Raw genomic sequence first — 25863 nt, forward strand, 5'->3', positions numbered from 1 at the left:
TTTTAGGATAAAATAATGACAGACTTGAATACATCGCATCATGCAAAAACAAAGAAAGACACAGATGCTAAGCAGTCGCTAGATCATAACTTGCAAAATAGGCAACTGGTTGATAACCAGCAAGTATCTATCAAATCTTGGTCACAAAAACTACTGGTTGTAATTTTGTGCGCCGCTAGTTTTTATGGTGGCTGGAAATCTTATGAATCTAATATGGTTAATGAATGTACGGCCAATGGTGGGCAAATGGTTGACGGTCAAAAAACCATGATATGCCAACGGTCCTAACCCGTGCCTCTAATAAATAAAAGACATGACCTATGCTGAAATTAACCTTTTTGGGCACCTCGGCCGGTGTGCCGACCAAACAGCGTAATGTAACGGCATTGGCAATCGAGTGTTTGAATACTCATGCGTCTGGTTCATCAAAAGGCAACCAGCCGCATAGTAACAGTCAAAATAAAAAGTCGCGCCCGTGGCTACTCATCGATTGTGGCGAAGGCACACAGCAGCAATTACTGCATACCAAGCTCTCCTTACGTCAATTGACGGCTATTTGTATTACCCACGTCCATGGCGACCACTGTTATGGCCTGCCAGGGCTGCTGGCGAGTGCCGCGATGTCAGGTCGCCGTGAGCCATTGACGCTCATTGCACCAAAAGCCATCTCGGCGCTGCTTGATGCCTTTATCCTACATACTGAACTATATCTGCCATTTACCCTCAACTTTGTGTCGATAGAGGATCTGTTGTCGCAAGAAGTTAATGTTAATAAAGGTAAAGTAAAAATCGACTTGGATAATCAACATCAGCTGATGATAGAGGTTTATCCGTTATCACATCGCGTACCATCTCATGGATTTGGTATCACACAAACCATCATCCGTCGCACGCTCAATACAGGTAAACTCATAGCGGATGGTGTTCCAGCAAGCGCGCTTTGGGGCAAGTTGCAACAAGGTGAAAATGTCATCACTGAGGATGGTCGGCACTTACATTCAGCAGACTATGTTCATGATGATGTGCAGCGGACAAAAGTAGTAATAGCAGGGGACAATGACACGCCAGAGTGTTTGAGTGAAGCAGTTATGGATGCGGATTTGTTGGTGCATGAGGCCACTTATACGCACGAGGTCATGATGGCCATTCAAGCCCGCAACCCTGACTTTGATCCTATGCATAGTAGCGCGCACATAGTGGGCACATTCGCGCAAAAGATGAGCTTGAAAAACATCATTTTGACTCACTTTAGCGCTCGTTATCAGAGCTTTGATAATCCAGATAGCGAAACGCCAAATATGGCCTATATTCGCTTAGATGCGCAAAGTGTCTACCAAGGCAATATATGGCTGGCAGAAGATTTTGCTCAATATAGCGTCAATGGGGCTACCGACTTGGTAGACAATCAAGCGGGTAGTCAAAAGGAGAGTCGCGTGCAGTATGTAGGCTCTGCACGCAGCAATTAGGCATAACTGTAAAGAGATAGTTTCAAAGATATGGCTTAGCGGCTGATATGGCTTAGCAGCTATGATTTACGGTCTTCAATAGCCAATTGTGTTTTGCCGCTCCAATAACGACTGAATTGATAAGCCACTCGACCTGAGCGTCCACCGCGTTCAGATGCCCAGCGCAAGGCGTCCATTCTGATTTTGTCAGGTAGATTTTCACCGTCCACATCCATTTCAATATCAGTATCAATGCGAGCTGAAATTTTCCGTTGCTCTAAATTTAGATAATGCTGCACAATCTGTAAGTATGTCTGCTGATCCATGGGATGAAAGGTCAGTGATAAGCCAAATCGATCTGATAACGACACGGTCTCGTCAATGGTCTCGTAGGGATTGACTTCATCCGTCTGCCCATTATAAATATCAAGATTGTCCTTCATCATTTGTGGTAGCAAGCGACGGCGATTACTGGTGGCATAGACCAGTAGCTTGTCTTGCTCAGAGTCTAGCGCGCCATCAAGCACGCTTTTTAGCGCCCGATAACTCTCATCTTGACCGTTAAATGCCAAATCATCACAGTAGACGATATAGCGACAAGCGCAGTCCGCTGGCAGCGCATTAATCGCGGCACGAATCTTGTCTAGCACCTGTAGATCATCACGCGCAATCTCGATAATGCGTAACCCTTCACTGTGATAGGCTTGTAGTAATGCGCGAATCAGCGAGGATTTGCCGGCACCACGTGTCCCTGTCATCAGGACGTGATTGGCAGGATAGCCTTTGAGAAACTGGCGGGTGTTTTGTACCAGCTTTGCTTTTTGCACATCAATACCTTGCAAATCATCCAAACTCAAAAATAGATTGACAGACAAAGGCTGTAGGTGACCAGTACGTCCACCGACCCAGCGATACGCAAGCTGGCTTGGGTCAATCTCAATGGTTGGTGTGACATGCTCTTGCAGATACTGGCTAAGCAATGCTAATAAAGGGGCGGGCAGGGCATAATTGTTAGACTGTGACATAATGACTCTAGCGGTAAAGTGGCGGTTGGGTAAAACGATAGTGCGCGATTGCGACTCTATAATATGATGAGAGATAACACTGTGAAAAATAGTGCCAGTAATTTGCCTATTAAACAAGCCTTGCAAGCGCAATCTGGACAACTATTGCCAGTCATTACCCAAGTATTGTCAGAGTTACAATATGCCCAAATAGTGCATCAGCGTATCAGTCAACAATACAGAGAGGGAAGCACAGAGCAAACCCAAGAGAGCAAAACGCAAATTACCAAACAACGCAGCAAGCAAAGCTGCTATCAAGGTATCACGCGTGCACGCCATGTAGAGTATGGTAGCGTGATAATTAAATGGGAGCTATGTGCCACTTCAATTAGACTTCAAAGTGTCTCAGATTTAACTCATGAAATAAGCGTGTTGCAAGCGTTATATACTTCGCAGAAAACCCAAGTTAGCTCTATTACGCCACCTCTATTGGCCTATCATAATGTAGAGGTCGACACATTAGAACAGAGCCAGCAGTTAATGGTATTGGTCATGCCTTATTATGAAAGCGGCAGCTTAGCTAAGCTGTTGAATCACCATGTGTCATTAACAGACAAGCAAAAACATGATTTGATCAAAGAGTCTGCTCATTTAATCTGCAACCTACACAACGCTGGCTGGCTTCATAATGATATTAAACCCAGTAATATTTTGCTCAGTGATAATCTAACAAGTCACGCCGATAGTGATTGTATAGTGCCTGACTTACTATTGACAGATTTTGCATTAGCCCAAAGAAATGATCGACCAAACGCAATAAATTTTTCTGGCGGAACACCAGCATATTTGGCACCTGAGCGTTGGCAAGGACAAAGAGCAACAATACAAAGTGACATCTATGCCTTGGGTATCATGATGGTTGAGATATTGGTAGGGAAGCGACCATTTAATATAGACCCTCAAAGTAATCAGTCCATGACAGATTGGGCCATTCAGCACTGCCAGCAGTCTATTCCAAAATTACCGCTAGAGTATGTTCGCTATCAAAGTATTGTTGATAAAGCATTGGCAAAGCGAATAGAGAAAAGGTATCAGAGTATGGATGAGGTGATAGCAAATTTATAAAGGTTATAACTAGAAATGCTAAATGACAGACACAAAAAAACCTGCTAAAAAGCAGGCTTCAATATTTGGTCTAAGATGTACTATCCGAAAATGGTGGGGCTGGAGAGACTCGAACTCTCACACCTTGCGGCGCCAGAACCTAAATCTGGTGCGTCTACCAATTCCGCCACAGCCCCATTTTCCGTTACTCTATCATCAAAAGCGATTAAGTTCAAACGCTATCTAGACAGTTAACTGATTCGGTAGTGCGTCTCAGTGGTTGGCTATTATATAGAGTTTGAATTTTTGGTCAACCCCTATTTGCGATTATTTTTAGTTATTTTGCATTTATTTTCACGTATTTTTATAAATAATTGATATTAATGGCTTTTTAATATTGCGTTTTAAGCCTTTATTTACTCTTTGGATGGCACTCTGGGTGCAGAGATATCTAACTGCTGTAATTTACGGGTCAGGGTATTGCGACCCCAACCAAGTAAGCTTGCTGCTTCTATCTTTTTGCCACCACTATGGTTGAGTGCTGCTGTTAGCAAGACCCGCTCAAACTCAGGCGTGGCCGTTTGTAGAATATCAGTTTCGCCTGTATTGAGAGACTGCTCAGCCCAGATAGCAAGAGCTTTTTGCCAATTTGGACTGGCAGGAGTGTGAGTGACTTGATTATTTTGGCTGTGATTATTCAAGTCATCGTTATTTTGCAGCTGAGGGTTTTCTGCATTTGCTTGTGGTGACGAGTCGTGTTCTTGGTCTAGCTCTGAGTCTAGAGGCGTGTTTTCTAATAGCTCTGGTGGCAAATCTGTCGCCATCACGGTGTCGCCCGTGGCCATCACTGTCAGCCATAGGCAGACATTCTCAAGTTGACGCACATTGCCGCGCCAGTCAAAGGTCTGCATCATCTGTAAGGCCGCAGGATGCAAATGTTTCGGTGTTGTGTTCATTTGCTCAGCTGCCGACTGCATAAAGTAGGTCGCTAATGCAGGAATGTCTTCGGGGCGTTTACGCAGTGGTGGCAGCGGTAGACGAATGACATTGAGACGATAAAACAAATCTTCACGGAAACGATTTTGTTTGACTAATTCTTCTAAGTTCTGGTGAGTGGCGGCGATGATACGGACATCTACTTGGATCGGCTGCTGTCCACCAACGCGGTAAAACTCGCCATTGGCCAGTACGCGTAACAGACGTGTTTGGGTACTAAAGGGCATGTCGCCAATTTCGTCCAAAAATAACGTACCGCCATTAGCCTGCTCAAAACGTCCTTGACGAGTTGTCGTTGCACCAGTGAACGCGCCTTTTTCGTGACCAAATAATTCAGACTCAATCAAATCATGTGGTATGGCTGCCATATTAAGGGCGATAAATGGTTGCTGTTTGCGCGGTGAGTGCTGGTGCAAGGCACTGGCAACCAACTCTTTACCTGTTCCTGACTCTCCGGTGATCAAGACTGAGATGGGGGACTGCGCCAATCTACCAATGGCACGAAACACGGCTTGCATGGCTTGTGACTGACCGATGATACCGCTCGGATTGCTATTAGCTTTAGAGGCAGTTGTCACCTCAGCTTTATTTTTGCTGTGTTTAGAGTGTGTACTGGTAGGTGCTTCAGGTGTTATCTCACTGTCAGCGCGCGCGTCAGTCGCGATATGGGTATCAGACTCATTCGAATAATGGGCTATCGCCATATTTGGCTGGTAGTTGATCGCTTTATAGATAGTGGCAACAGCATCATCTAGGTCAAAGGGCTTTGGCAAGTATTCAAACGCACCGGTCTGATAGCTATTAATCGCAGAGGTGAGGTCTGAGTGTGCTGTCATAATGACAATCGGCATGTCCGGAAAGTGCTGGTGTACCCAGTCACTAAATGACAATCCATCCATCATTGGCATACGAATATCAGTCAATATTACGTCTGGCAGCTGTGTGGCTGATTCTTGCTGTTTTAGCGCATCATTGAGCCGAGTCCATGCTGCCTGCGCTTGGGTAAAACTGATAACGGTCAATCCAGCATCTTCAAACGTATCGGCCAATACCATACGCAGCGCTGCATCATCGTCGATTAACCAGAGCGTTGCAGGCTGATCGCTGGGTGCATTATTGACGGTGACTATTGGAGAGTGTGCATCGCTTTTAGGGTTTTGGTTGTCACTGTATTGGGTCATGTATCGGGCCTAATGAGCAATTGTTATTGTCGGTTTGGGATTGGATGTCTTACAATTTAGCAGTTTTATGCCGCCATGTGTTCTATGATTCAGTGACGGGCTGGGTAAAAGGCAGATATAGTGTAAAGCGTGTTTGCTTGCCGTTCGCCTCCTCTGTAGAGCTCACATCAATCATACCATGATGATGGCTGATAATATCTTGTACGATAGATAAGCCAAGGCCAGTACCTGCTGCACGGCTGGTCACCATCGGAAAAAATATTTGTCCGATAAGTGCCGGATCAATGCCCGAACCATTGTCAGTGATAGTGATTTGCAGCACTTGCTTGTGCTGCTGCCCAACAATCGTATGCTGAAAGGCAACGCGCGTTTGAATGTGCAAGGTTGGCTGATAAGCAGTCTCTCTATCGGTCTGCACATCGGTTAATGGTAACTCCTTAGACGCAGAGAGCTTGTTCTGCTGTAGCGTTTGCTCAAACTCAGTCATAGACTCACATGCATTATTCATAATATTTAAAAATACCTGAATCAATTGGTCTTTGTCAGCACACAACTCAGGCAATGACAAATCATAATCCCTCTGTATCGTCACTTGTGGGTATTGACTGACTACCAAGGTCAAAACATGCTCTAGTGGTTCATGGACATTCAGCGTTTGCCAGTTTGGCAGCTGATTTGAGCCAAGCAGTTGAGCAATCAGATGTGTCAAACGGTCAGTTTCTGAGATGATAATATCGGTATAGTTACGCAGCTTTTGATTCATTTTTTGCAAATCATCGTTTGTGCCAGCGCTAGTGTCCTGTGAGATGCTGAGCGTGTTAGAGTGACTGTTAGCCGCCGTCGTATTCGCATCACTGAATTTAATAAACTGTCGCTGTAATAACTGCGCTGCACCCCGAATGCCGGCAAGTGGGTTTTTGATTTCATGCGCGACCGACCGTAGCATGTGACGAGCAACCGCATATTGCTGCTGCTGGCGCTGCTCTTCTGAGATGCGACTTTGGCGGTCTTTGCCCCACATCTCGATAATAAAATACGACTGCTGCTCGTAGATAACAGGCGTCACGCTATAATCGACCGAAAGTAGTAGGTTGCCATTCAAAGGCGTCTGGATGACGTGATCATGGTCAATGAAAGGCTGTTGGTAGTTTTGTGCTTGATTGAACCGCTCTGTCAAAGAATAGAGAGGTTCATCCAGAGGTTTGTTTTCACTATCATCACTGACATTGTCGATAGAAGCATTTTCTTTTAGTTTTAATTCATCGGGTGCCAATAGCGTCAAGATAGACTGGTTAATTAACCTCCCACTACTAATAGCCAGTAATTGCTCCGCTTGAGCATTTAAACGGGTTATCGATAACTGATCATTGACCCACAAAATAGCGGTGAATAGATGCTGTGATACGAATGCTAAATCAGGGGTGGTTTTGGTGGTGATAAAATCAGCAGTCATGGATATTGCCCAGAAAAATAGGATGTTTGAATCAATATTTAACCATAAATCAAGACTATAGAGAGGCAAAACTGGTGATTTTTGCAAAAAAAACGTACAATGCGCTCAGCCAATTTATCTCTAGCAAGGTCAGCCATGTCCAAAACTTCTACCGAGTCAGTGAACACGACAACGACAGCCCCTACGTCAGCCGTAAAAGACACTGCCACTATCTTTAATCCTGCAAAGCCATCAATACCGCAAGAGCAGAGTCAGACAGATGTCAGTCAAACACATACTGACCAGCCTTATCATCATAAAGCCAACCACAATCAAAACCGCAGCATTACTCAAAGCAGCCATGCTACTTCAGCCTCGACGGCTAATGCAACTGCCACGATGCCAGTGAGTGCAGCGCCAAAAATTGGGTTTGTGTCACTAGGTTGCCCCAAGGCCTTGGTGGATAGTGAGCGTATCATCACTGAGCTGAGCCGTGATGGCTATCAAGTCGCAAGCGACTATGACGGTGCGGACTTGGTCGTGGTCAATACCTGCGGTTTTATTGAGTCAGCGGTGCAAGAGTCGCTTGATGCGATTGGCGAGGCCATTAGCAAAAACGGTAAAGTGATTGTCACAGGCTGTCTGGGCAAAGAAGCGGAAAAAATCCGTGAGATGCATCCCGCTGTACTCGCAGTGACAGGCGCGCATGCCTATGATGAAGTGATTACAGCCGTTGCACAGCACGTGCCAAAGCCAAATCGCAGCTTGGATGCCAATTACGACCCAAAAATAGACTTGATCAATGAAGCGGGGGTCAAACTGACGCCCAGTCATTATGCTTATCTAAAAATCTCAGAAGGCTGTAACCACCGCTGTACGTTCTGTATTATCCCAAGTTTGCGCGGTGATCTCGTGTCACGTCCGATTGATAATGTCATGAACGAAGCCATGGCGCTCAAAAAAGCGGGCGTGAAAGAGTTGCTTATCATCTCGCAAGACACCTCAGCGTATGGGCTGGACCTCAAATATAAGACCAGCTTTTGGAATGGCATGCCGCTCAAGTCTAAGTTTTATGATTTATGCCAAGCCTTGAATGATCTAGGCATTTGGGTGCGTCTGCATTATGTTTATCCATACCCACATGTAGACAAAGTCGTTGAGCTAATGGGCGAAAAGAAACTGCTGCCTTATCTCGATATTCCGTTTCAGCACGCCAGTCATCGTATCCTAAAAGCGATGAAACGCCCTGCACACAGCGAAAACACCTTGGCTCGTATCAAAGCATGGCGTGATATCTGCCCTGATATCGTGATTCGCTCGACTTTCGTAGTTGGCTTCCCAGGCGAGACTGAAGAAGATTTTCAGTGCTTGCTTGATTGGCTAGTAGAAGCGCGACTTGACCGTGTGGGGGCATTTACGTATTCAGAAGTAGAAGGTGCTGTCGCCAATGATTTGCCAAACCATGTGCCTGAAGACGTCAAGCAATCTCGCTACGAGCGTTTGATGGCACTACAACAAGAGATCTCAGCGCAAAAACTACAAGAAAAAGTCGGCAAAACCTTAATGGTATTGGTTGATGAGATTGATAGTGATGAGAATATCGCTATTTGCCGCAGTTATGCTGATGCGCCTGAAATTGACGGGCATGTCTATGTTGATGACATTACTGCTCAAGTCAAAGTTGGGCAGTTCCTGACCGTGACGATTGATGATGCTAGCGAATATGATCTATTTGCCAGTTATCAAGGTTAAGTGTTCGACAAGATATACGAGTGAAAATTGCCCAATAGCGGGCAGTTTTTGCTACAATTAGCGCAATTTAGCCTGTTTAATACGCTTGTCTTTAAGTGCAGCGTTACGGGCAAACCTGATTTGTGTTTTACCCATAATTTTCTTTATAATTTCATGATAATAAGGTGACCTCATGTCTGACAAAAACCCGCGTTACGCCCGTATCTTGCTAAAACTCTCTGGTGAAGCCTTGGCTGGTAGCAAAGACATGGGTATTGATACCGAAGTGCTCGATAAAATGAGCCTGTCTATCGCTCATTTGCGTGGACTAGGTGTTCAGGTTGGTATCGTGGTTGGCGGTGGCAACTTATATCGCGGCGCACAATTACAAAAAGAAGGTTTGGTTGGCCGTGTGACGGGTGATCAGATGGGTATGCTAGCCACTGTCATGAATGGTCTGGCGATGCGTGATGCGCTTGAGCGTCGTAATATCAAAACGCGTTTGATGTCTGCATTGCCAATTGGTGAGGTCACCGAAAGCTATAGCAGTCGTAATGCGATTCGCTATCTCAAAAATGGTGAAGTGTGTATCTTTGTTGCTGGAACAGGGAACCCATTCTTCACCACTGATACGGCTGCTTGTTTGCGTGGTATCGAGATTGAAGCCGGCTTGATTTTGAAAGCGACTAAGGTTGATGGCGTTTATGACAAAGACCCAAGCTTACATTCTGATGCCAAAAAATACGACGGGCTCACCTTTGATGAAGTGTTAGAGCAGAAACTTGGCGTGATGGATTTGACGGCTATCGCGCTATGCCGCGAGCATAACGTGCCTTTACAAGTATTTGATATGACCAAACCTAATGCATTGCTAAATGTCATCATGGGTGAAAACGAAGGCACACGCGTTTTTCATTAATTAATTCCCTGAATTGATGTAGCGTTGATCGGTCACTTCAGAGAGTGGCTAATAACAAAAAGTAGCTAATAACAAATATCCCAATAGCAAATAAAAAATTTGTCGATAGCGATAAATAAGGACACACAATGATTAAAGAGATTAAGCAAGACGGCGAAGCACGCATGCAAAAAACGTTGGAAGCGCTTGAAAACACTTTCAGTAAAGTTCGCACTGGACGTGCACACCCAGGTATGTTGTCAGGTGTTATGGTCAGCTACTACGGTGCACCAACCCCCTAAACCAAGTCGCCAGCGTCAACGTTGAAGACTCACGTACGTTATTGGTTCAACCGTTTGACCGTACGATGGTACAAGCAGTAGACAAAGCCATTCGCGAAGCAGATTTGGGCCTAAACCCAATGACAGCGGATGTGATTCGTGTGCCCATGCCAGCGTTGACCGAAGACACCCGACGCGATATGCAAAAACTTGCTCGCGGAGAAGCAGAGAGCAGCCGTGTGTCTATCCGCAATATTCGCCGTGATATGATGAATGACATCAAAGATCTAGCAAAAGAGAAAGAAATCTCAGAAGATGATGAGCGACGTGCTAACGATGACATCCAAAAAATCACTGACAAGTACATTGAAACTATCGATAGCCGCCTCAGCAAAAAAGAAAGCGATTTGATGGAAGTTTAATACTGATCCATTTGGTATTTATAGCAAGAATCAATTCGGTAGATTATCTGTAATTTAGCAGCCAATACCTTGTAGTTATTGGCTGCTTGTTATGACATGGATAATATGATTTATTAATGTGAGTGCAGTTTACTGATATTTCTCAAATATATTGTAAGCTATAAAAATTTTGATCGCTAAATTATGATAAATTTGTGAATTATTTACATGGCGCTTTTAATCGCCACTGCACACGTTATTATTATTTTACCTTAACAATAAGCAAGTTTGCCTATGTCCACTTCAGCCGTTACGGCTCCTAACATTCTTCCTCGTCATATCGCTATTATCATGGATGGTAATAATAGATATGGCAAAGCCAATAACCTGGGTAAAGGTCAAGGTCACATAGCTGGTAAAACTGCTTTAGACCCTATCGTAGAATATTGTGTCGAGACCGGTATTGAAGTACTGACTGTTTTTGCTTTCTCTAGCGAAAATTGGCAGCGACCACCTAGTGAAGTTGCACTATTAATGCAGTTGTTGGCATCGACCATTGATGAGCAAATGCCGCGTATGAAAAAATACTGTATTCGCTTACGTTTTATCGGTGATCGTAGTCAGCTTAGTGAAGAATTACAAGCGTTAATGGCGGATGCCGAAGCAGAAACTGCAAGCTTTGATGCCATGACATTAGTCATTGCGATTAGCTACGGTGGACAATGGGATATTGCTCATGCAGCAAAACAGCTGGCAAAACAAGTGCAGGCAGGTGAGTTGAGGGCTGAAGATATTAGTGCAGAAATGCTCGGTGAGCAAGTACAACTGGCAGACGCTCCAGCAGTAGACATGCTGGTTCGTACCGGTGGTGATTATCGAATATCGAATTTTTTATTATGGCAAGCGGCCTATGCAGAGTTGTTTTTCACGCCAACTTTATGGCCAGATTTTGTTCCAGAAGAGCTGGCTTCGATGATGGCTAAGTTTGCACAGCGTCAACGCCGTTTTGGTAAAACCAGCGAGCAGGTAGGGATAGAGCAGCATAGTCGCTGATGCAATAGTAGCCATAAAAATTCAGACAGTATTCTCTAGGTCGCTAATACCGCTTGCTTACGAGATGATAAACCGTTTTAATGAGGGTCAATGCTATTAATGGGCACAGGTCTATCAACTGTTATAATGCATTTTTTTGACTGTACCTTCTTCATTATTATAAGGCTCGATAAGTATGTGGCAACGAATTAGAACGGCAATAGTTCTCGTTATTATCGTTGGTATTGCAATGTTTGCGAGCCAAACCCCTATTTTATTCGCACCGCTTTTAGCCGTTGGCGTCATTATCGCAGCTCATGAGTGGGCGAAGTTGATGCCGAAGTGGCGTCAACCTATTGTCTTTGTGCTGTTAGTTTTAGTGATAACTGTCGTATCGCTTATGTTGAAGGTGACTTGGTTATTCTGGTGGACGGCCTCGCTTGTCATATGGCTGATGGCACTGTCTTGGGTACGTGCATTCCCAACACAGACAAAATGGTACGGAAAACATCTAGCGTTGTTGGGTGTGGTTATTTTGACAGCCTCTATTACTGCGATTTTTTACCTCTGGCAGCTATCAGCATGGTGGCTACTTTATGTGTTTTTATTGGTCTGGTGTGCTGATAGCGGTGCTTATTTTGTTGGTCGTAAGCTTGGCCGCCGAAAAATGGCACCCAATGTCTCACCCAATAAGAGTATGGAAGGATTGGCCGGTGGTTTGATTACAGGTCTACTGGTAGTCGTTGCGATCAGTGTGTTTAAGCTACAACTGACGGGCGCATCGCTAGTCGCCTTTGTGGCACTATCGGCGCTAACGATTCTGGCTTCTGTGCTTGGTGATCTTTTTGAATCAATGCTCAAGCGCCGTGCTGATGTCAAAGACTCTGGTACCATCTTACCAGGGCATGGTGGTGTACTTGATCGTATTGATTCATTGCTATCTGCAACTCCGATATTTGCACTTGGCTTTTGGGCGATACAGCAGCTAGGTTTGATTGTGGTATAAGACTTTGATTGTGGTATAAGACAAAGTCACTTAGCTGATTTTATGATGTGATAAGTAAGCGAAGTGACCGTTTTGGCTAGTCTTTTACAATGGTCTTATTTGTTACTATGTAGCTTTATTGCCTTTTATACTGTTCAACCCTCATTTATTCTTTTCTCCTTCTCTAAATATTAAATATCATAGGCATTAATGGTTATGACGCAACGCATCGCCGTACTAGGCGCGACAGGCTCGATTGGCGATAGCACGTTAGCAATATTAGCGGCGCAACCGCAACATTATGAAGTTTACGCATTGTCAGGCTATCACCGTTTAGATAAGCTGTTTGCGCTTTGTCAGCAGTTTTTGCCTAAGCGCGTCAGCGTACCAACAGCCGCTGTGGATGATTTTGCCAAAAAGCTTAAAGCAGCAGGGATTGATAGTGATGTAGTAGGGGGTGAGGAAGGTCTAGTAGATATAGCCACTGATTCACAAACTGATACTGTCGTTGCTGCCATCGTAGGCGCAGCAGGACTGCCTTCTACCTTAGCCGCAGCACGCGCAGGTAAGCGTATTTTGCTCGCCAATAAAGAAGCGCTGGTGATGGCAGGGCAGGTCATGATCAATGCGGTCAAAACACATAATGCTACGTTGTTACCCCTCGACTCTGAGCACAATGCTATTTTCCAGTGCTTACCACTCGCTATTCAGCAAGACAACACCCAAATTCATCAGCCAAATCATGGTGTACGCAAACTGTGGTTGACGGCTTCAGGTGGCCCATTTTTGCAGCAGTCTTTTGAACAGATGCAGCAAGCAACTGTCGCAGAGGCAGTCAAGCACCCTAACTGGTCAATGGGCCAGAAGATATCTGTCGACTCAGCCACAATGATGAATAAAGGGCTTGAGTTGATCGAGGCTTGTCATTTGTTTGATCTGCCTGAAAATAAGATAAATGTGGTCATTCATCCACAAAGTATCATTCACTCAATGGTAGAATATAGCGATGGCAGCTTTTTGGCACAGCTTGGCAGTCCAGATATGAAAACCCCAATTGCCCATGCGCTCAGTTACCCGAGCCGTATTGATAGTGGCTCGCAGCCATTAGATTTATATGCACTTAGTGGTTTGGAGTTCATTGAGCCTGATCTGCAAAAATTTGCCTGTCTACGCCTTGCTCGTCAAGCAATGCAAGCAGGTACGCAGGCGACTATTGTGCTAAATGCAGCCAATGAAATTGCAGTGGCGGCGTTTTTGGATGGACAAATTCGTTTAACTGACATTGCTGATATCAATGAGCGTGCCTTAAACGATATACAGCTGCCACCATTAAACGAAACGGCTGACATAGAAGATATATTGGCCATTGACAAGATAGCGCGTCACCTTACTGATAAGCTTGTGGCAAAATTGGCATAATCGTAGCAATCATTAGCCATAAATAGCCTCTTGGTTAAAAAATGGTACTAATAAACGATATCAGTGAAGATGTTGATGTTGATGTTGATGTTGATAAAAGATGCTAAGCAACAATACTGAGAAAAGATCATGACGTTTTTATTAACGCTTCTTGCGGCAATATTTGTCTTAGGTCCACTCATTGCCTTACATGAGTGGGGGCACTATATCGTGGCACGGATGTGCGGCGTCAAAGTATTAACATACTCTATCGGTTTTGGCCCTAAACTATTTGGTTGGACCAGCAAAAAAAGTGGCATCGATTATCGTATCTCAGCTTTGCCACTGGGCGGCTATGTCAAAATGCTTGATGAGCGTGAAGGCAATGTCGCAAAAGATGAACAGCATCTTGCGTTTAATTATCAGCATCCGCTCAAGAAGATTGCGATTGTCGCCGCTGGGCCTATCATGAATTTCATCATTGCTATTGCGCTCTTTTGGGTGTTGTTTATGACGCCGTCTGAGCAATTGGCTACCAAAATTGGGCAAGTACTGCCAGATACTCCAGCTGCGATGGCGCAGTTACCTGTCGGTGATAAGATTGTTGCGATTGATGGGCACGATGTACAGACGTGGGAAGGTATCAATTATCGCCTTGCAGGACGAATGGGTGAGACAGACAATGTCAGTATTACACTACAGTCAGATGCTCAAACCAATCAGTCGATCAAAACCTATCAAGCACCAGTCACACAATTTATGCAGGGTGATGCACAAGGCAAAGATGCATTGACCAGCTTTGGTATGTTACCGTGGCAGCCACAGATTGCCCCGATTGTCGGTGAATTGGCGCCTGATGGTGCGGCTAGCCGTCAAGGTCTACAGGTGGGCGATCGTATTACCGCCATCAATAATCAAAACATTGACGATTGGATTAGCGCCACGCGTATTATTCGTGATAATCCCGAGGTGTTACTTGATTTTACCGTATTGCGTGATGACAAGACGGTGCAATTGCAAATTATGCCGCAAGGTAAAAAAGACAACTTGGGTAATGATTACGGTCAAATTGGCGCCATGGTTGATCAGACTGAGATTGTTATTCCTGATGCCTACAAAACCACCGTGGTTTATGGCCCTGGCGAGTCATTGGTCAAGTCGTTCGAGAAGACTGAGCAGCTCGCCGTGATGACGGTAAGCTCGATGGGAAAAATGCTCTCAGGTATGATTGGTCTGGATAACTTGTCAGGTCCGATTACCATTGCCAAAGTCGCCAAGCAAAGCTTTGATATCAGTTGGCAGATGGTATTATCGTCGGCTGCATTGATTAGCCTGAGTCTGGCTGTATTGAACCTGTTACCGATTCCAGTATTGGATGGTGGTCATATCGTTTATCATTTTATCGAACTGATTCGCGGTAAACCGCTCTCTGAAAGGGTGCAAATGGTGGGGTTAAATATCGGTTTACTCTTACTGGCAAGTTTCATGGTGTTAGCAATTGGTAATGACATCAGTAGGCTGTTTTGATCGGTTAATGAGTAATATAATCAATAAAGCACGATATACTAATGGTTTAATGGCTCTTACGCTTTGATTGTTGCTATTATACGCAAGATACTTTGTGTCATAGCCTCTGTACTAATCGTAATTTTTAGTTTATTTTGTGATTCTTTTTATATAAAGTGTTCTGAGTCAGCCATGCATGGAGTTGCGACTTTGTGCAAATGGGCTGGACAACATATGCTTTTTACCTTAACTTTAGCAAGTTTTTTATTGACGGATAGTGTTTATGCGTACGCCTTTATTTATGAGCGCGGCTGGGTTGCCGTTAGTTGTAGCGATGATGAGTATGCCGGTACAGGCTGCAGAATTTGTAGTCACTGATATTGGTTTCAATGGCTTGCAACGCCTAACCCCTGATAGCCTCTATCCGGTTCTACCCATCACGGTAGGAGACACGGTCAATGACAGTAGCTTGGCGGCCAGTATTAAGGCACTATACGCCACTGAAAACTTTGCTGATATTCAAAGCCGTGTCGAAGGTGGTAACCTCAGATTTGATGTTATTGAACGTCCAACCATTGCCGAAGTGAATTTTGAAGGTAATAAGCTCATTCCCAAAGAAGGTCTAGAGCAAGGCCTTGGGAATGCTGGACTGTCTGTCGGTAATGTACTGAAGCAATCGACCCTGCAAGGCGTTGCTAATGAGCTGCAACAGCAATATATCAGCCAAGGTTACTACAACAGTAATATTGAAGTAGATCAGACGGTACTTGATGGTAACCGCGTCAAACTTGATGTGCGCTTCATCGAAGGTAAGCCTGCCAAAGTTGTTGATATTAATGTCATTGGTAATAAGCACTTTAGCGATGAAGAGATCAAAGATGTTTTTGCGGTAAAAGAGTCTTCATGGACGCGCTTGCTATCAAAATCTGATCGATATGCACAAGAAAAACTGGCCGCCAGTTTAGATAATTTAAAAGCATTGTATCAAAACGATGGTTATGTGCGTTTCGCAGTAGATAACGCGGTACTCAATATTAGTGAAGATAAACGTAGTGTGTTTATCGAAGTCAGTTTGAGTGAAGGTGAACAGTATCAGTTTGGTGACGTCAATTTCTTAGGTAAGCCTACTTTTGATAACGACGAACTAAAAGAGTTGGTTACTTTTGCGCCTAATGAAAAATATTCACAGGCCAAACTGGATGACACCACAGCTGCGCTCAAAAGACGCTATGGTAACGAAGGGTATTATCTAGCTCAAGTTAGACCCGTACCACGCATTAATGACGACACCAAAATGGTTGACGTGGATTATTATATCGATCCTGCACGTCCTATTTATGTTCGCCGTATCAACTTCACAGGCAATCTAAAAACTCAAGATGAAGTATTGCGCCGTGAGATGCGTCAGTTAGAAGGCTCTCTTGCCTCTAGCGAAAAAATCCAGCTTTCACGTACACGTCTTATGCGTACCGGTTTCTTTAAAGCTGTTAACGTTGATGTAAAACCAGTACCCAATCAGCCAGATCAAGTAGATGTCAACTATACCGTAGAAGAGCAACCTTCTGGTAGTTCAACGATTGCAGCAGGTTACTCGCAGAGCGGCGGTGTTACTTTTCAGTTGGATTTGACCCAAAATAACTTTATGGGCACTGGTAACCGCGTTAAAGCCGCACTATCACGTTCAGAGACACGTGATTCGTATAGCTTGGGTTACACCGATCCATACTTTACAGAAAATGGCGTCTCACAAGGGGTGAGTGCTTATTATCGCGAAACCAAATACGATGATAGAAACGTCAGTAATTATGTCACTGATGCCTACGGTGCTACGCTAAATTATAGCTATCCTGTGGATGAGACCAAGCGTGTCAGTGCTGGTCTAAATGTCGACAACACGACAGTACGTGGTGGTCGTTTCCTCGGCATATCAAACGCACAAGAAATCATCGATGACGGCGGTACTGTTGAAGACTTCACTGGAGATTTCGAAGGTCGTACTGGCTTTAAAAATGATTATCAGACTTACAACTTACTATTGGGCTGGGACTACAGCACACTAGATCGCCCAGTGTTTCCGACCAAAGGCATGAGTCACACTGTTGATGCTACCATTGGCCTTGGCGATTCTAGCTATCAGAAACTCGTTTATCGCGGCAACGTGTATTATCCGCTTTATAAAGATTGGATCGCGCGCGGTTATACCAAACTTGGCTATGGTAATGATTTGCCATTCTATGAAAACTTCTACGCGGGTGGTTATGGCTCAGTACGTGGTTATGAGTCTTCAACGTTAGGACCTAAGTCACAAGCTTATTATGATGCTATTAACGATCCCGCTGATCAGACGTATAGTACAGAAGAGGTTGGTGGTAATGCGTTAGTTAGTTTTGGTACCGAGCTAATTCTACCAATGCCGTTTAAAGGCGATTGGGCAGATCAAGTGCGTCCAGTACTATTTGCTGAAGGTGGTCAGGTATTCGATACAAGTGACAAAGAAGACCGTACCTTCGTTAATCCTGGCACTGGTGAGGATACAGGTGTACCACTATTGACCCAAGACAATGATTTCCGCTTTAGTGCAGGTGCGGGCGTGACATGGTATACACCAATTGGTCCAATTTCACTCAGTTATGCCGTACCTTTTGGTGATAAAGAAGGCGACGAAACTGAAAAAGTCCAATTCCAGATTGGTAATACATTCTAGATCGCTAATATTATCTAAATATATCTAATCGTTCTCAAATATTTGTCTAAGTAAGTTAGAATGTCATTAGTTTCCAGTAGGTCGTCAAAACACATTGTTATTTTGACGACCGTTTTATATATAACAATAGTCTATTAATAGTCATTATGATAACGATTGAGCAACTTATCACTCGGATTGAGCAGCGTCAGCCCATTATCAATAAGGCTGATATTAGTGCTGAGCAGTTACGTCACCCATTTAACAGTGTTGGAAGTTTGACTACTGCTGACCAAAAGCAGCTAAGCTTTTTGGCAGACCCTCACTATATCTCTAGTTTGTCCGGTAGCCAAGCAGGTGCAGTATTGGTCACCCAAGCGTATCGTGACCAAGTACCTGAGTCGGCCTTAGCGTTGGTTGTCTCTGACCCATACCTAGCTTATGCCAGCGCTAGCCAACTATTTGCCCGTCAGTCACTATCTGCTGGAATCCATCCTAGTGCTGTGATCTCTGATAGCGCTGTGATTGGTGATGAGGTTAATATTGGTCCTTTTTGTGTCATTGGCGACTATGTGCAGATAGGAGCGCGTAGCTCACTTGATGCCCATGTAGTGATCGAGGCGCATTCTGAGATCGGTACTGACAGTGTTATCAAATCGCAAGTGGTTATTGGTCATGATTGTGTCATTGGTAACTACGCAAGATTGCATGTGGGTGCGAGCATTGGTGCCGAAGGGTTTGGCTTTGCTCCTACCAACAACCCTAGTGTTTCAGGCTGGGAGCGGATCGCTCAGCTAGGCCGTGTGATTATTGGTGATCATGTACGCATTGGTAGTCACACCTGTGTCGATCGCGGCGCCATTGATGATACGGTTATTGGCAATCATGTTATCATTGATAATTTGGTTCAAGTTGCTCATAACGTACGTATTGGTGACGGTACTGCCATTGCCTCCCAAACGGGTATTGCCGGTAGTACGACGATAGGTAAACGCTGCATTATTGGCGGTGCTGTCGGTATCACAGGGCATATCGAAATTACAGATGATGTGGTTTTATCAGGTATGACCATGGTTACCAAATCTATAAAAACTGCTGGTTCTTACTCTTCTGGAACTGCTGCTATGCCAACTGCTAATTGGCGCCGTGCAGCGGTACGCTTTCGTCAGCTTGGTCGTGATTAATGCGAACACATACAAACAATAAACATCCAAAACATAGCAAGGAAGCCTCATTATGAGCAATGACCATATAGATATCCCAACTGATGAAGACATCAAAAGCTTGGCCGAGCAAGGTCTTACCCTGCCACTAACGTATCATACGATTAAGCATTATTTACCACATCGTTACCCTTTTATGTTGGTCGATAGAGTGGTCGCTTGTACACCAGGAGAGTGCATTACGGGTATCAAAAATGTGACCATTAATGAAGAGTTTTTTAATGGGCATTTTCCTGACGAGCCAATCATGCCAGGGGTATTGATGGTAGAGGCAATGGCACAGGTTTCAGGCATACTTGGGTTCATTACCGCAGGTCTGACTTCAAAAGATGGCTATCTGTATTTGTTTGCTGGTGTGGATAAAGTGCGTTTTAAGCGCCGAGTCATTCCTGGTGATCAACTCACCATTCGTGCCAAGACAGTGATGCAGCGCCACGGTATTTATAAGTTTGATTGTACGGTGCATGTCGAAGACGAACTTGCTGCGAGTGCTCAAATCATGATTGCGCGTCAAGAGCAGCAAAAAATCAAAGACAGTAAAAGTGCCTAAGTTTGTAATAAGTTAGCATTCATAAAGCGCTATATCGAATCGATCTTCACAATTATAATAAGCTATTATATTGATATTTAACAAAGCAGCGGATATTGGCCTCATTCATGAAGCCAAACTGGCTGTATTTGGCTGACTATTTATTTGCATTAAATGATACAAGGGCCCACATCATGAGTCAGATTCACCCTACAGCACTCATTTCACCATCTGCACAGATTGATGAGACTGCCATCATTGGTCCCTACTGTATCATTGGTGATGAAGTGTCAATTGGACCACATACTGTGTTGCATCGGCATGTCGTTGTCACAAAGTTAACTCGTATTGGTGCGTATAACCAGTTTTATCAGTTTGCGAGTGTTGGAGAGGATCCTCAGGATCTAAAGTATGCAGGTGAGCGTACTTGGCTTGAGATTGGTGATCACAATACGATTCGCGAAGCTTGTAGCCTACATCGCGGTACTGCACAAGATAGTGAGCTAACCAAGATAGGTAGTCATAACTTGTTGATGGTCAATACTCATGTGGCGCATGATTGTGTGATTGGCGATCATAACGTGCTGGCAAATAATGTGGGTGTTGCAGGTCATGTGACTATCGGCAGCCATACAATCATCGGTGGCAATTCAGGTATTCATCAGTTTTGTACAATAGATGATTACAGCTTAATCGGCGGTGCTAGTTTGATTTTAAAAGACGTCGCAGCGTTTACGATGGTGTCTGGTAATCCAGCAAAAGCTCATGGTCTAAATATCGAAGGCATGCGCCGAAAAGATTGGTCGAAAGAAACCATTGATGTCCTACGCCAAGCGTATCGTACTATTTTTAGATCCGGTTTGACGACAGCGCAAGCTTTAGAGGTTCTGCAAGGTGAGCTACTATCTCAAGAGCCAAAAGTTCAATTGTTGATTGATTCACTACAAAAAAGTCGTCGCGGGGTGGTGCGTTAAACGCATATTGAGCTACGATAGAAGCTAGGCTAGATAGTCGTTTTTTACAGTTTTAATCTGCCTAAATTTTATTAATAAAAGATAATATTGCTAAAAGCCATAACCAATTGTTATGGCTTTTTATATTTATGAATGCTTGACTTTTTTGGTCGCTTAGCAGAAACTGAGCGTTTATGATATTGTAAACAATTCTTTCTTAATGTTACGGGGCACTCCATATTGAAGTGTTTACTAAATAGTTTGATAGTAGTAGTGACTATTTATGATGATCAAGGAGGATTGTCAGTAGCGTTATTTGAAGTACGAGGACGCAAAAAATGGCTATCAATAAACAAGAACATGCGCAATGGAGCTCAAGTTTTGGCTTCGTGTTAGCGGCAGTAGGTTCAGCAGTAGGTTTGGGAAATATATGGAAGTTTCCATATATGGTGGGTGAGAGCGGTGGTTCAGCTTTCGTTATCGCTTATTTATTCTGTATCGCGCTAGTCGGTTTTCCAATATTAGTTGCTGAATGGCTCATTGGTCGCCGTGGACAAAAAAACCCAGTCAACACGTTTGCGGATGTGGCTGCTAGCGAAGGTAAATCTCGTAGCTGGACCATCGTTGGTGCTACTGGTATTTTGGGTGGCTTTTTAATTCTATCCTTCTATAGTGTGATCGGTGGTTGGGCACTTAACTATATCACCAAAGTGGCGTCAGGCAGCTTTACAGGTCAAGATAGTGATTCTGTGGCTGCGACCTTTGATGCGATGCTAGCATCAGCCGGTACATTGACGATTTGGCACACTGTATTCATGATTTTAACGGCCGTTATCGTTGGTATTGGTGTAACGAGTGGTATCGAAAAAGCAGCCAAGATTTTGATGCCACTATTGGGTGTGATCCTTTTCGTTATCGTTGGTTATAACATAATGAATGGCGGTTTTGGTGAGGCAGTTGCTTATTTGTTCACGCCAGACATGAGCAAGCTGACGGCTGACGTTATGCTTGCAGCATTAGGTCATGCCTTCTTCACGCTATCGATTGGTATGGGCATCATGGTTGCTTATGGTTCGTATTTGGGCCGTGAAGTGAACTTGCTAAAAACTGCACGTACCGTTGTTATTTTGGATACGGTTATCGCTTTGGCGGCTGGTTTAGCCATTTTCCCAATTATCTTTAGTAACGGTCTAGATCCTGCGTCAGGTCCTGGTCTGATCTTCGTCAGCTTACCGATTGCTTTTGGTAGCATGAGTGCGGGTATTATCATTGGTGCATTGTTCTTTTTGCTTATTACCTTTGCAGCTGTCACCTCATCTATCTCATTACTAGAGCCAACGGTTGAGCTGCTAGAAGAGCGTACGTCGATGAGCCGTACCGTATCGACTATCGTTGCCAGTACTGTGATTTGGCTATTAGGCATTGCCGCATTGTTATCGTTTAACCTATGGTCTGAATTTACTATTATGGGTAACGGTATCTTTGATGCCCTAGACAAGATTACCAGTAAGTTCCTGTTACCTCTAACAGGTCTTGCGGCCATCGTATTTGTTGGTTGGAAAATGGATCAGCGTAGTATTCAGCAAGAGCTTGGTTTATCTAATGCGACATGGCAGCTTTGGCAAATTGTTGCAAAATTCATCGCGCCAATCGCTGTGATCGTGGTATTTGTTACCTCACTGATGGGCTAATAGTTATTTACAATGATTTAGACATGTAAATCATTGAGTGATAAAAGCAGCACACATAAAAAGGGCTTAAGAATTATCTTAAGCCCTTTTTATGTCCAATAATATCAATAAATACTAAAATGGATTAACGCAAGTTTAACTCAGGAATGGTTTGGCCACGCTTATTATAAAATTCGCTAACGAATTCATCAAACTGATCTTGCTCGATGGCATCTCGGATACCTTGCATCAAACGTTGGTAATAGCGTAAGTTGTGAATGGTGGCTAGCTGAGCACCCAGCATCTCTTTACATTTATTAAGATGATACAAATAAGCACGGCTAAAGTTTTGGCAAGTGTAGCAGTCACATTCAGGATCTAATGGGCCTTCGTCGTTACGATACTGGCTATTACGGATACGTACCACACCAGCATTGTCTGCATCGCCCGTCACAAAGTAATGGCCATTACGCGCGTTACGAGTTGGCATCACACAATCGAACATGTCCACACCGCGGCGTACGCCTTCAACTAAATCCTCAGGCTTACCAACGCCCATTAGATAGCGCGGCTTATCTGCTGGCATATCATCAGGCAGGTAGTCTAGGACGTCTATCATCTCTTCTTTTGGCTCACCAACTGAAAGACCGCCGATAGCATAACCATCAAAGCCGATGTCTAGCAAACCTTCGAGTGATTGCTGGCGCAAATCGGGATACATACTGCCTTGTACGATACCGAATAATGCGTTGGTGCTACCCAGTCTATTGTGCTCATCAACGCAGCGTTGTCCCCAGCGTAGTGATAGCTCTAGAGATTTCTTTGCTTCATCATGAGTCGCTGGATAAGGCGTACATTCATCGAACTGCATGACAATGTCTGAGTTCAAGCTATACTGGATTTGCATGGATTTTTCTGGAGAAAGAAATACTTTGGCACCATCGATAGGCGATTTGAAGTTAACACCTTCTTCGGTAATTTTACGCATTGCACCCAAGCTAAAGACTTGGAAGCCGCCTGAATCCGTCAAAATAGGCTTGTCCCAATGCATGAACTTATGCAAGCCGCCAAATTTATCAATCACTTCCGTGCCTGGGCGTAACCAGAGGTGAAAAGTGTTGCCTAAAATGATATCAGCACCAATGGCTTCGATATCACGTGGCAGCATACCTTTGACCGTACCATAAGTCCCAACAGGCATAAAGGCAGGCGTCTGCACGTCGCCATGATTGAGATGAACGGTGCCGCGGCGTGCACGCGTTGTACCGCTGGCTGTTTTATGTAAGACAAATTGCATATGTTAACCGATATATGAGCTATGAAAATGGCGCTAATTATAGCATTGTTAGGGATTTTTTGGATATTGATATTCATTCTGTCAATATAGTCAGTCAGTATGCAGCAAGATGACGGAAAGTGGCGCGTACAATTCGCGATGCTCAGTAAATATACGATGGAGACGTCACCAAAACCAAATAACCCAGAAGTCGAAATCGTCGAAGTACGAGCTCAAAATTATGACATTATCAAATTCTCAGGATTTACTGGAAGTGATAAAGTAGATAAAAAGATACAAGAACTGCGAAATTGGATGCAAAGCAAACATTTAACGCCTACAGGTGAGCCAGAATTGGCACGTTACGATGAGCCATGGGCATTGCCATTTTTACGTTGTAACGAGGTAATGATTGCGTATGAGCAAAAGTAATACAAGGATACTAGGGCATATAGTCATTGTTCTTAGCCATTTAGGTTATTGACCGCACAAAAAAGACAGCACTTGCTGTCTTTTTTATCTGATATTTTGGTTATTCGATTTAGTTGTTTTGCTCACGAATGATATTCAGCATACGGCGCAATGGTTCTGCTGCGCCCCACAGTAGCTGATCACCAACGGTAAAGGCACCTAAATATTCAGGACCCATTTTAAGCTTACGTAAGCGGCCTAATGCAACTGTTAATGTACCAGTCACTGCGACTGGCGTTAAGCGATTCATAGTGGCTTCTTTGTCGTCTTCAACCAAGTCTAACCACTCGTTGCCGCTATTTTTTAGGGCGGCTTCAATCTCTTCTAGAGGGATATCTTTTTTGAGCTTGATGGTTAGACCTTGTGCATGGCAACGCATTGCCCCGACACGTACACACATACCATCGATAGGAATCGTGCTAGCTTCGTCATTACCAAGAATTTTGTTAGTCTCAACGCCGCCTTTCCATTCCTCTTTTGACTGCTTATTTTCTAACTGTACATCGATATAAGGAATCAAGCTACCGGCAAGCGGCACACCAAAGTACTGTGTAGGGAAGTCTGCTGAACGCTGTGTCTGAGCGATTTTCTTATCAATATCAAGAATGGCGCTAGCAGGGTTGGCCAGCTCATCTTGTACAGCGTCATGCAAAACACCCATACCTGAGATAAGCTCACGCATGTTATTGGCACCAGAGCCACTAGCCGCCTGATAGGTCATCGCACTGACCCATTCGACCCAACCTTTATTAAATAACTCACCAATCGCCATCAGCATCAAAGATACGGTACAGTTACCACCGATAAAGTCTTTTTTGCCCCTGGCTAGGGCGTCATCAATGACGCTGCGATTGACTGGATCAAGAATGATGATGCTATCGTCTCGCATGCGTAGCGTACTTGCCGCATCAACCCAATAGCCAGTCCAGCCGCTATCACGTAGTGGTTGGTGAACTTTTGACGTATAATCACCACCTTGGCAAGTAATAATCACATCACAGGCAGCGAGTGCTTCAATATCATAAGCGTCTTTTAGTTGGCCAGTTTTAATACCGTCGAATTTTGGCGCATCACCACCAGCATTACTGGTTGAAAAAAAGACAGGCGTAATACCGTTAAAGTCATTTTCTTCTTGCATACGTTGAATCAATACTGATCCTACCATGCCGCGCCAGCCTACCAAGCCTACTGTTAAATTACTCATGAAATTCAGTCCTATTTACAATTATTTGTTGCATCACCAACCGATAACAATGCCGTGAATGGTACAAAAAAGCAAGGCGTTTTGGCTATTATTTACTCGTTTTCCATACACTATTAACTATGTGTACTATAACTTTACGTTATTATTAGAGTCGCGCTTAGGTATTGGCAAAATATATTTGGTTGCCTATAAAGAATAAGTCTTTCGATAAAATACTTATTATTTTGATTGGGCAGGTATTGTAAATTTTTATGGCAGTTGTTGCAGAATCACGACTCATATATAGGCGAAAATCTTATGAAATGCTAAAGTAAGCTTCTAGCATTCATACTTGACGTCAGTTCAGTTACAACTCAGTTCATTTAAAACTCAGTTCAGTTAAGATAATGATGTGCGTTGTCATGGAATGAATGGCACAGCACATGTCATTATTGGCCCCATTATCATCTCAATAAACGGT

The 25863-nt window shown here is 44.0% G+C and carries 21 protein-coding genes, 1 tRNA gene and 1 pseudogene; 17 read left to right on the forward strand and 6 right to left on the reverse strand.

The genetic code is table 11. The annotated features are described in order from the left end of the window. The first annotated feature begins 15 nt into the window (after positions 1–15). Together CUR83_RS04665 and CUR83_RS04670 are read left to right on the forward strand one after the other, a co-directional pair. On the forward strand, positions 16–288 hold the full coding sequence (locus CUR83_RS04665) for a hypothetical protein (protein ID WP_075106295.1): 273 nt from the start codon (positions 16–18) through the stop codon (positions 286–288). Positions 289–320: 32 nt separating this feature from the next. Beyond that, positions 321–1466: a ribonuclease Z gene (locus CUR83_RS04670; protein WP_284719196.1), complete on the forward strand. Its 1146-nt coding sequence runs from the start codon at positions 321–323 to the stop codon at positions 1464–1466. A gap of 59 nt (positions 1467–1525) precedes the next feature. Here the strand turns inward: CUR83_RS04670 and CUR83_RS04675 are convergent, their stop codons facing one another. Further along, positions 1526–2470 (reverse strand): ATP-binding protein, encoded by a 945-nt coding sequence (locus CUR83_RS04675; protein ID WP_058025551.1) that lies wholly within the window; start codon positions 2468–2470, stop codon positions 1526–1528. Positions 2471–2551: 81 nt separating this feature from the next. Here CUR83_RS04675 and CUR83_RS04680 point away from each other — a divergent pair, with 81 nt between their 5' ends. Then, positions 2552–3574 carry a serine/threonine-protein kinase gene (locus tag CUR83_RS04680; RefSeq protein ID WP_284719197.1) on the forward strand — a complete coding sequence of 341 codons (1023 nt, stop codon included), beginning with the start codon at positions 2552–2554 and terminating at the stop codon, positions 3572–3574. 91 nt (positions 3575–3665) lie between these two features. Here CUR83_RS04680 and CUR83_RS04685 read toward each other — a convergent pair. From CUR83_RS04685 to CUR83_RS04695, 3 genes are all read right to left on the reverse strand, one after another. Beyond that, positions 3666–3750 (reverse strand) — tRNA-Leu (locus tag CUR83_RS04685). A 219-nt stretch (positions 3751–3969) separates the two neighbouring features. Beyond that, positions 3970–5730, reverse strand: a complete 1761-nt coding sequence (locus tag CUR83_RS04690) for a sigma 54-interacting transcriptional regulator (RefSeq protein ID WP_284719198.1) — start codon at positions 5728–5730, stop codon at positions 3970–3972. 82 nt (positions 5731–5812) lie between these two features. Then, a complete protein-coding gene (locus CUR83_RS04695; protein ID WP_284719199.1) occupies positions 5813–7183 on the reverse strand; it encodes a two-component system sensor histidine kinase NtrB in 1371 nt (456 codons plus the stop codon). Positions 7184–7318: 135 nt separating this feature from the next. Here CUR83_RS04695 and rimO point away from each other — a divergent pair, with 135 nt between their 5' ends. From rimO to CUR83_RS04755, 13 genes and pseudogenes are all read left to right on the forward strand, one after another. Further along, on the forward strand, positions 7319–8914 hold the full coding sequence (gene rimO, locus CUR83_RS04700; protein ID WP_284719200.1) for a 30S ribosomal protein S12 methylthiotransferase RimO: 1596 nt from the start codon (positions 7319–7321) through the stop codon (positions 8912–8914). Between the two features lie 172 nt (positions 8915–9086). Further along, positions 9087–9812 (forward strand): UMP kinase, encoded by a 726-nt coding sequence (pyrH, locus tag CUR83_RS04705; protein WP_093068829.1) that lies wholly within the window; start codon positions 9087–9089, stop codon positions 9810–9812. A gap of 128 nt (positions 9813–9940) precedes the next feature. After that, on the forward strand, positions 9941–10093 hold the full coding sequence (locus tag CUR83_RS13400; protein WP_342213125.1) for a ribosome recycling factor: 153 nt from the start codon (positions 9941–9943) through the stop codon (positions 10091–10093). Beyond that, positions 10058–10494 (forward strand): annotated as a pseudogene (frr, locus tag CUR83_RS04710) (ribosome recycling factor); the annotation flags it as partial. The gene CUR83_RS13400 and the pseudogene frr, both read left to right, overlap by 36 nt. Before the next feature lie 273 nt (positions 10495–10767). After that, positions 10768–11526: a polyprenyl diphosphate synthase gene (gene uppS / locus CUR83_RS04715; protein WP_284719201.1), complete on the forward strand. Its 759-nt coding sequence runs from the start codon at positions 10768–10770 to the stop codon at positions 11524–11526. Positions 11527–11701: 175 nt separating this feature from the next. Further along, positions 11702–12511 (forward strand): phosphatidate cytidylyltransferase, encoded by an 810-nt coding sequence (locus CUR83_RS04720; RefSeq protein WP_071003455.1) that lies wholly within the window; start codon positions 11702–11704, stop codon positions 12509–12511. 189 nt (positions 12512–12700) lie between these two features. Next, a complete protein-coding gene (ispC, locus tag CUR83_RS04725) occupies positions 12701–13909 on the forward strand; it encodes a 1-deoxy-D-xylulose-5-phosphate reductoisomerase (protein ID WP_223333634.1) in 1209 nt (402 codons plus the stop codon). Positions 13910–14038: 129 nt separating this feature from the next. Further along, the gene (gene rseP, locus CUR83_RS04730) at positions 14039–15415 is read left to right on the forward strand and encodes an RIP metalloprotease RseP (RefSeq protein WP_284719202.1); all 1377 of its coding nucleotides are present in this window, start codon (positions 14039–14041) and stop codon (positions 15413–15415) included. 262 nt (positions 15416–15677) lie between these two features. After that, positions 15678–18098, forward strand: coding sequence for an outer membrane protein assembly factor BamA (gene bamA / locus CUR83_RS04735; protein ID WP_284719203.1), 2421 nt, complete (start codon positions 15678–15680; stop codon positions 18096–18098). Between the two features lie 146 nt (positions 18099–18244). Next, positions 18245–19261, forward strand: a complete 1017-nt coding sequence (gene lpxD / locus CUR83_RS04740; RefSeq protein ID WP_058023666.1) for a UDP-3-O-(3-hydroxymyristoyl)glucosamine N-acyltransferase — start codon at positions 18245–18247, stop codon at positions 19259–19261. Between the two features lie 52 nt (positions 19262–19313). After that, positions 19314–19850, forward strand: a complete 537-nt coding sequence (fabZ, locus tag CUR83_RS04745; RefSeq protein WP_186474831.1) for a 3-hydroxyacyl-ACP dehydratase FabZ — start codon at positions 19314–19316, stop codon at positions 19848–19850. 173 nt (positions 19851–20023) lie between these two features. Continuing rightward, positions 20024–20803 (forward strand): acyl-ACP--UDP-N-acetylglucosamine O-acyltransferase, encoded by a 780-nt coding sequence (gene lpxA, locus CUR83_RS04750; RefSeq protein ID WP_284719204.1) that lies wholly within the window; start codon positions 20024–20026, stop codon positions 20801–20803. A 317-nt stretch (positions 20804–21120) separates the two neighbouring features. Next, positions 21121–22473 carry a sodium-dependent transporter gene (locus tag CUR83_RS04755; protein ID WP_071003465.1) on the forward strand — a complete coding sequence of 451 codons (1353 nt, stop codon included), beginning with the start codon at positions 21121–21123 and terminating at the stop codon, positions 22471–22473. A 124-nt stretch (positions 22474–22597) separates the two neighbouring features. Here CUR83_RS04755 and tgt read toward each other — a convergent pair whose 3' ends face one another. Next, positions 22598–23749: a tRNA guanosine(34) transglycosylase Tgt gene (gene tgt, locus CUR83_RS04760; RefSeq protein ID WP_284719205.1), complete on the reverse strand. Its 1152-nt coding sequence runs from the start codon at positions 23747–23749 to the stop codon at positions 22598–22600. A gap of 99 nt (positions 23750–23848) precedes the next feature. Here tgt and CUR83_RS04765 point away from each other — a divergent pair, with 99 nt between their 5' ends. After that, the gene (locus CUR83_RS04765; RefSeq protein WP_284719206.1) at positions 23849–24160 is read left to right on the forward strand and encodes an SOUL family heme-binding protein; all 312 of its coding nucleotides are present in this window, start codon (positions 23849–23851) and stop codon (positions 24158–24160) included. A gap of 109 nt (positions 24161–24269) precedes the next feature. On the opposite strand, the gene asd is transcribed toward CUR83_RS04765, so the two are convergent. Further along, positions 24270–25403, reverse strand: coding sequence for an aspartate-semialdehyde dehydrogenase (gene asd, locus CUR83_RS04770; RefSeq protein WP_284719207.1), 1134 nt, complete (start codon positions 25401–25403; stop codon positions 24270–24272). Positions 25404–25863: the final 460 nt, after the last annotated feature.

The organism is Psychrobacter pocilloporae (assembly GCF_029872915.1).
In the GTDB taxonomy this organism is placed as follows: domain Bacteria; phylum Pseudomonadota; class Gammaproteobacteria; order Pseudomonadales; family Moraxellaceae; genus Psychrobacter; species Psychrobacter pacificensis.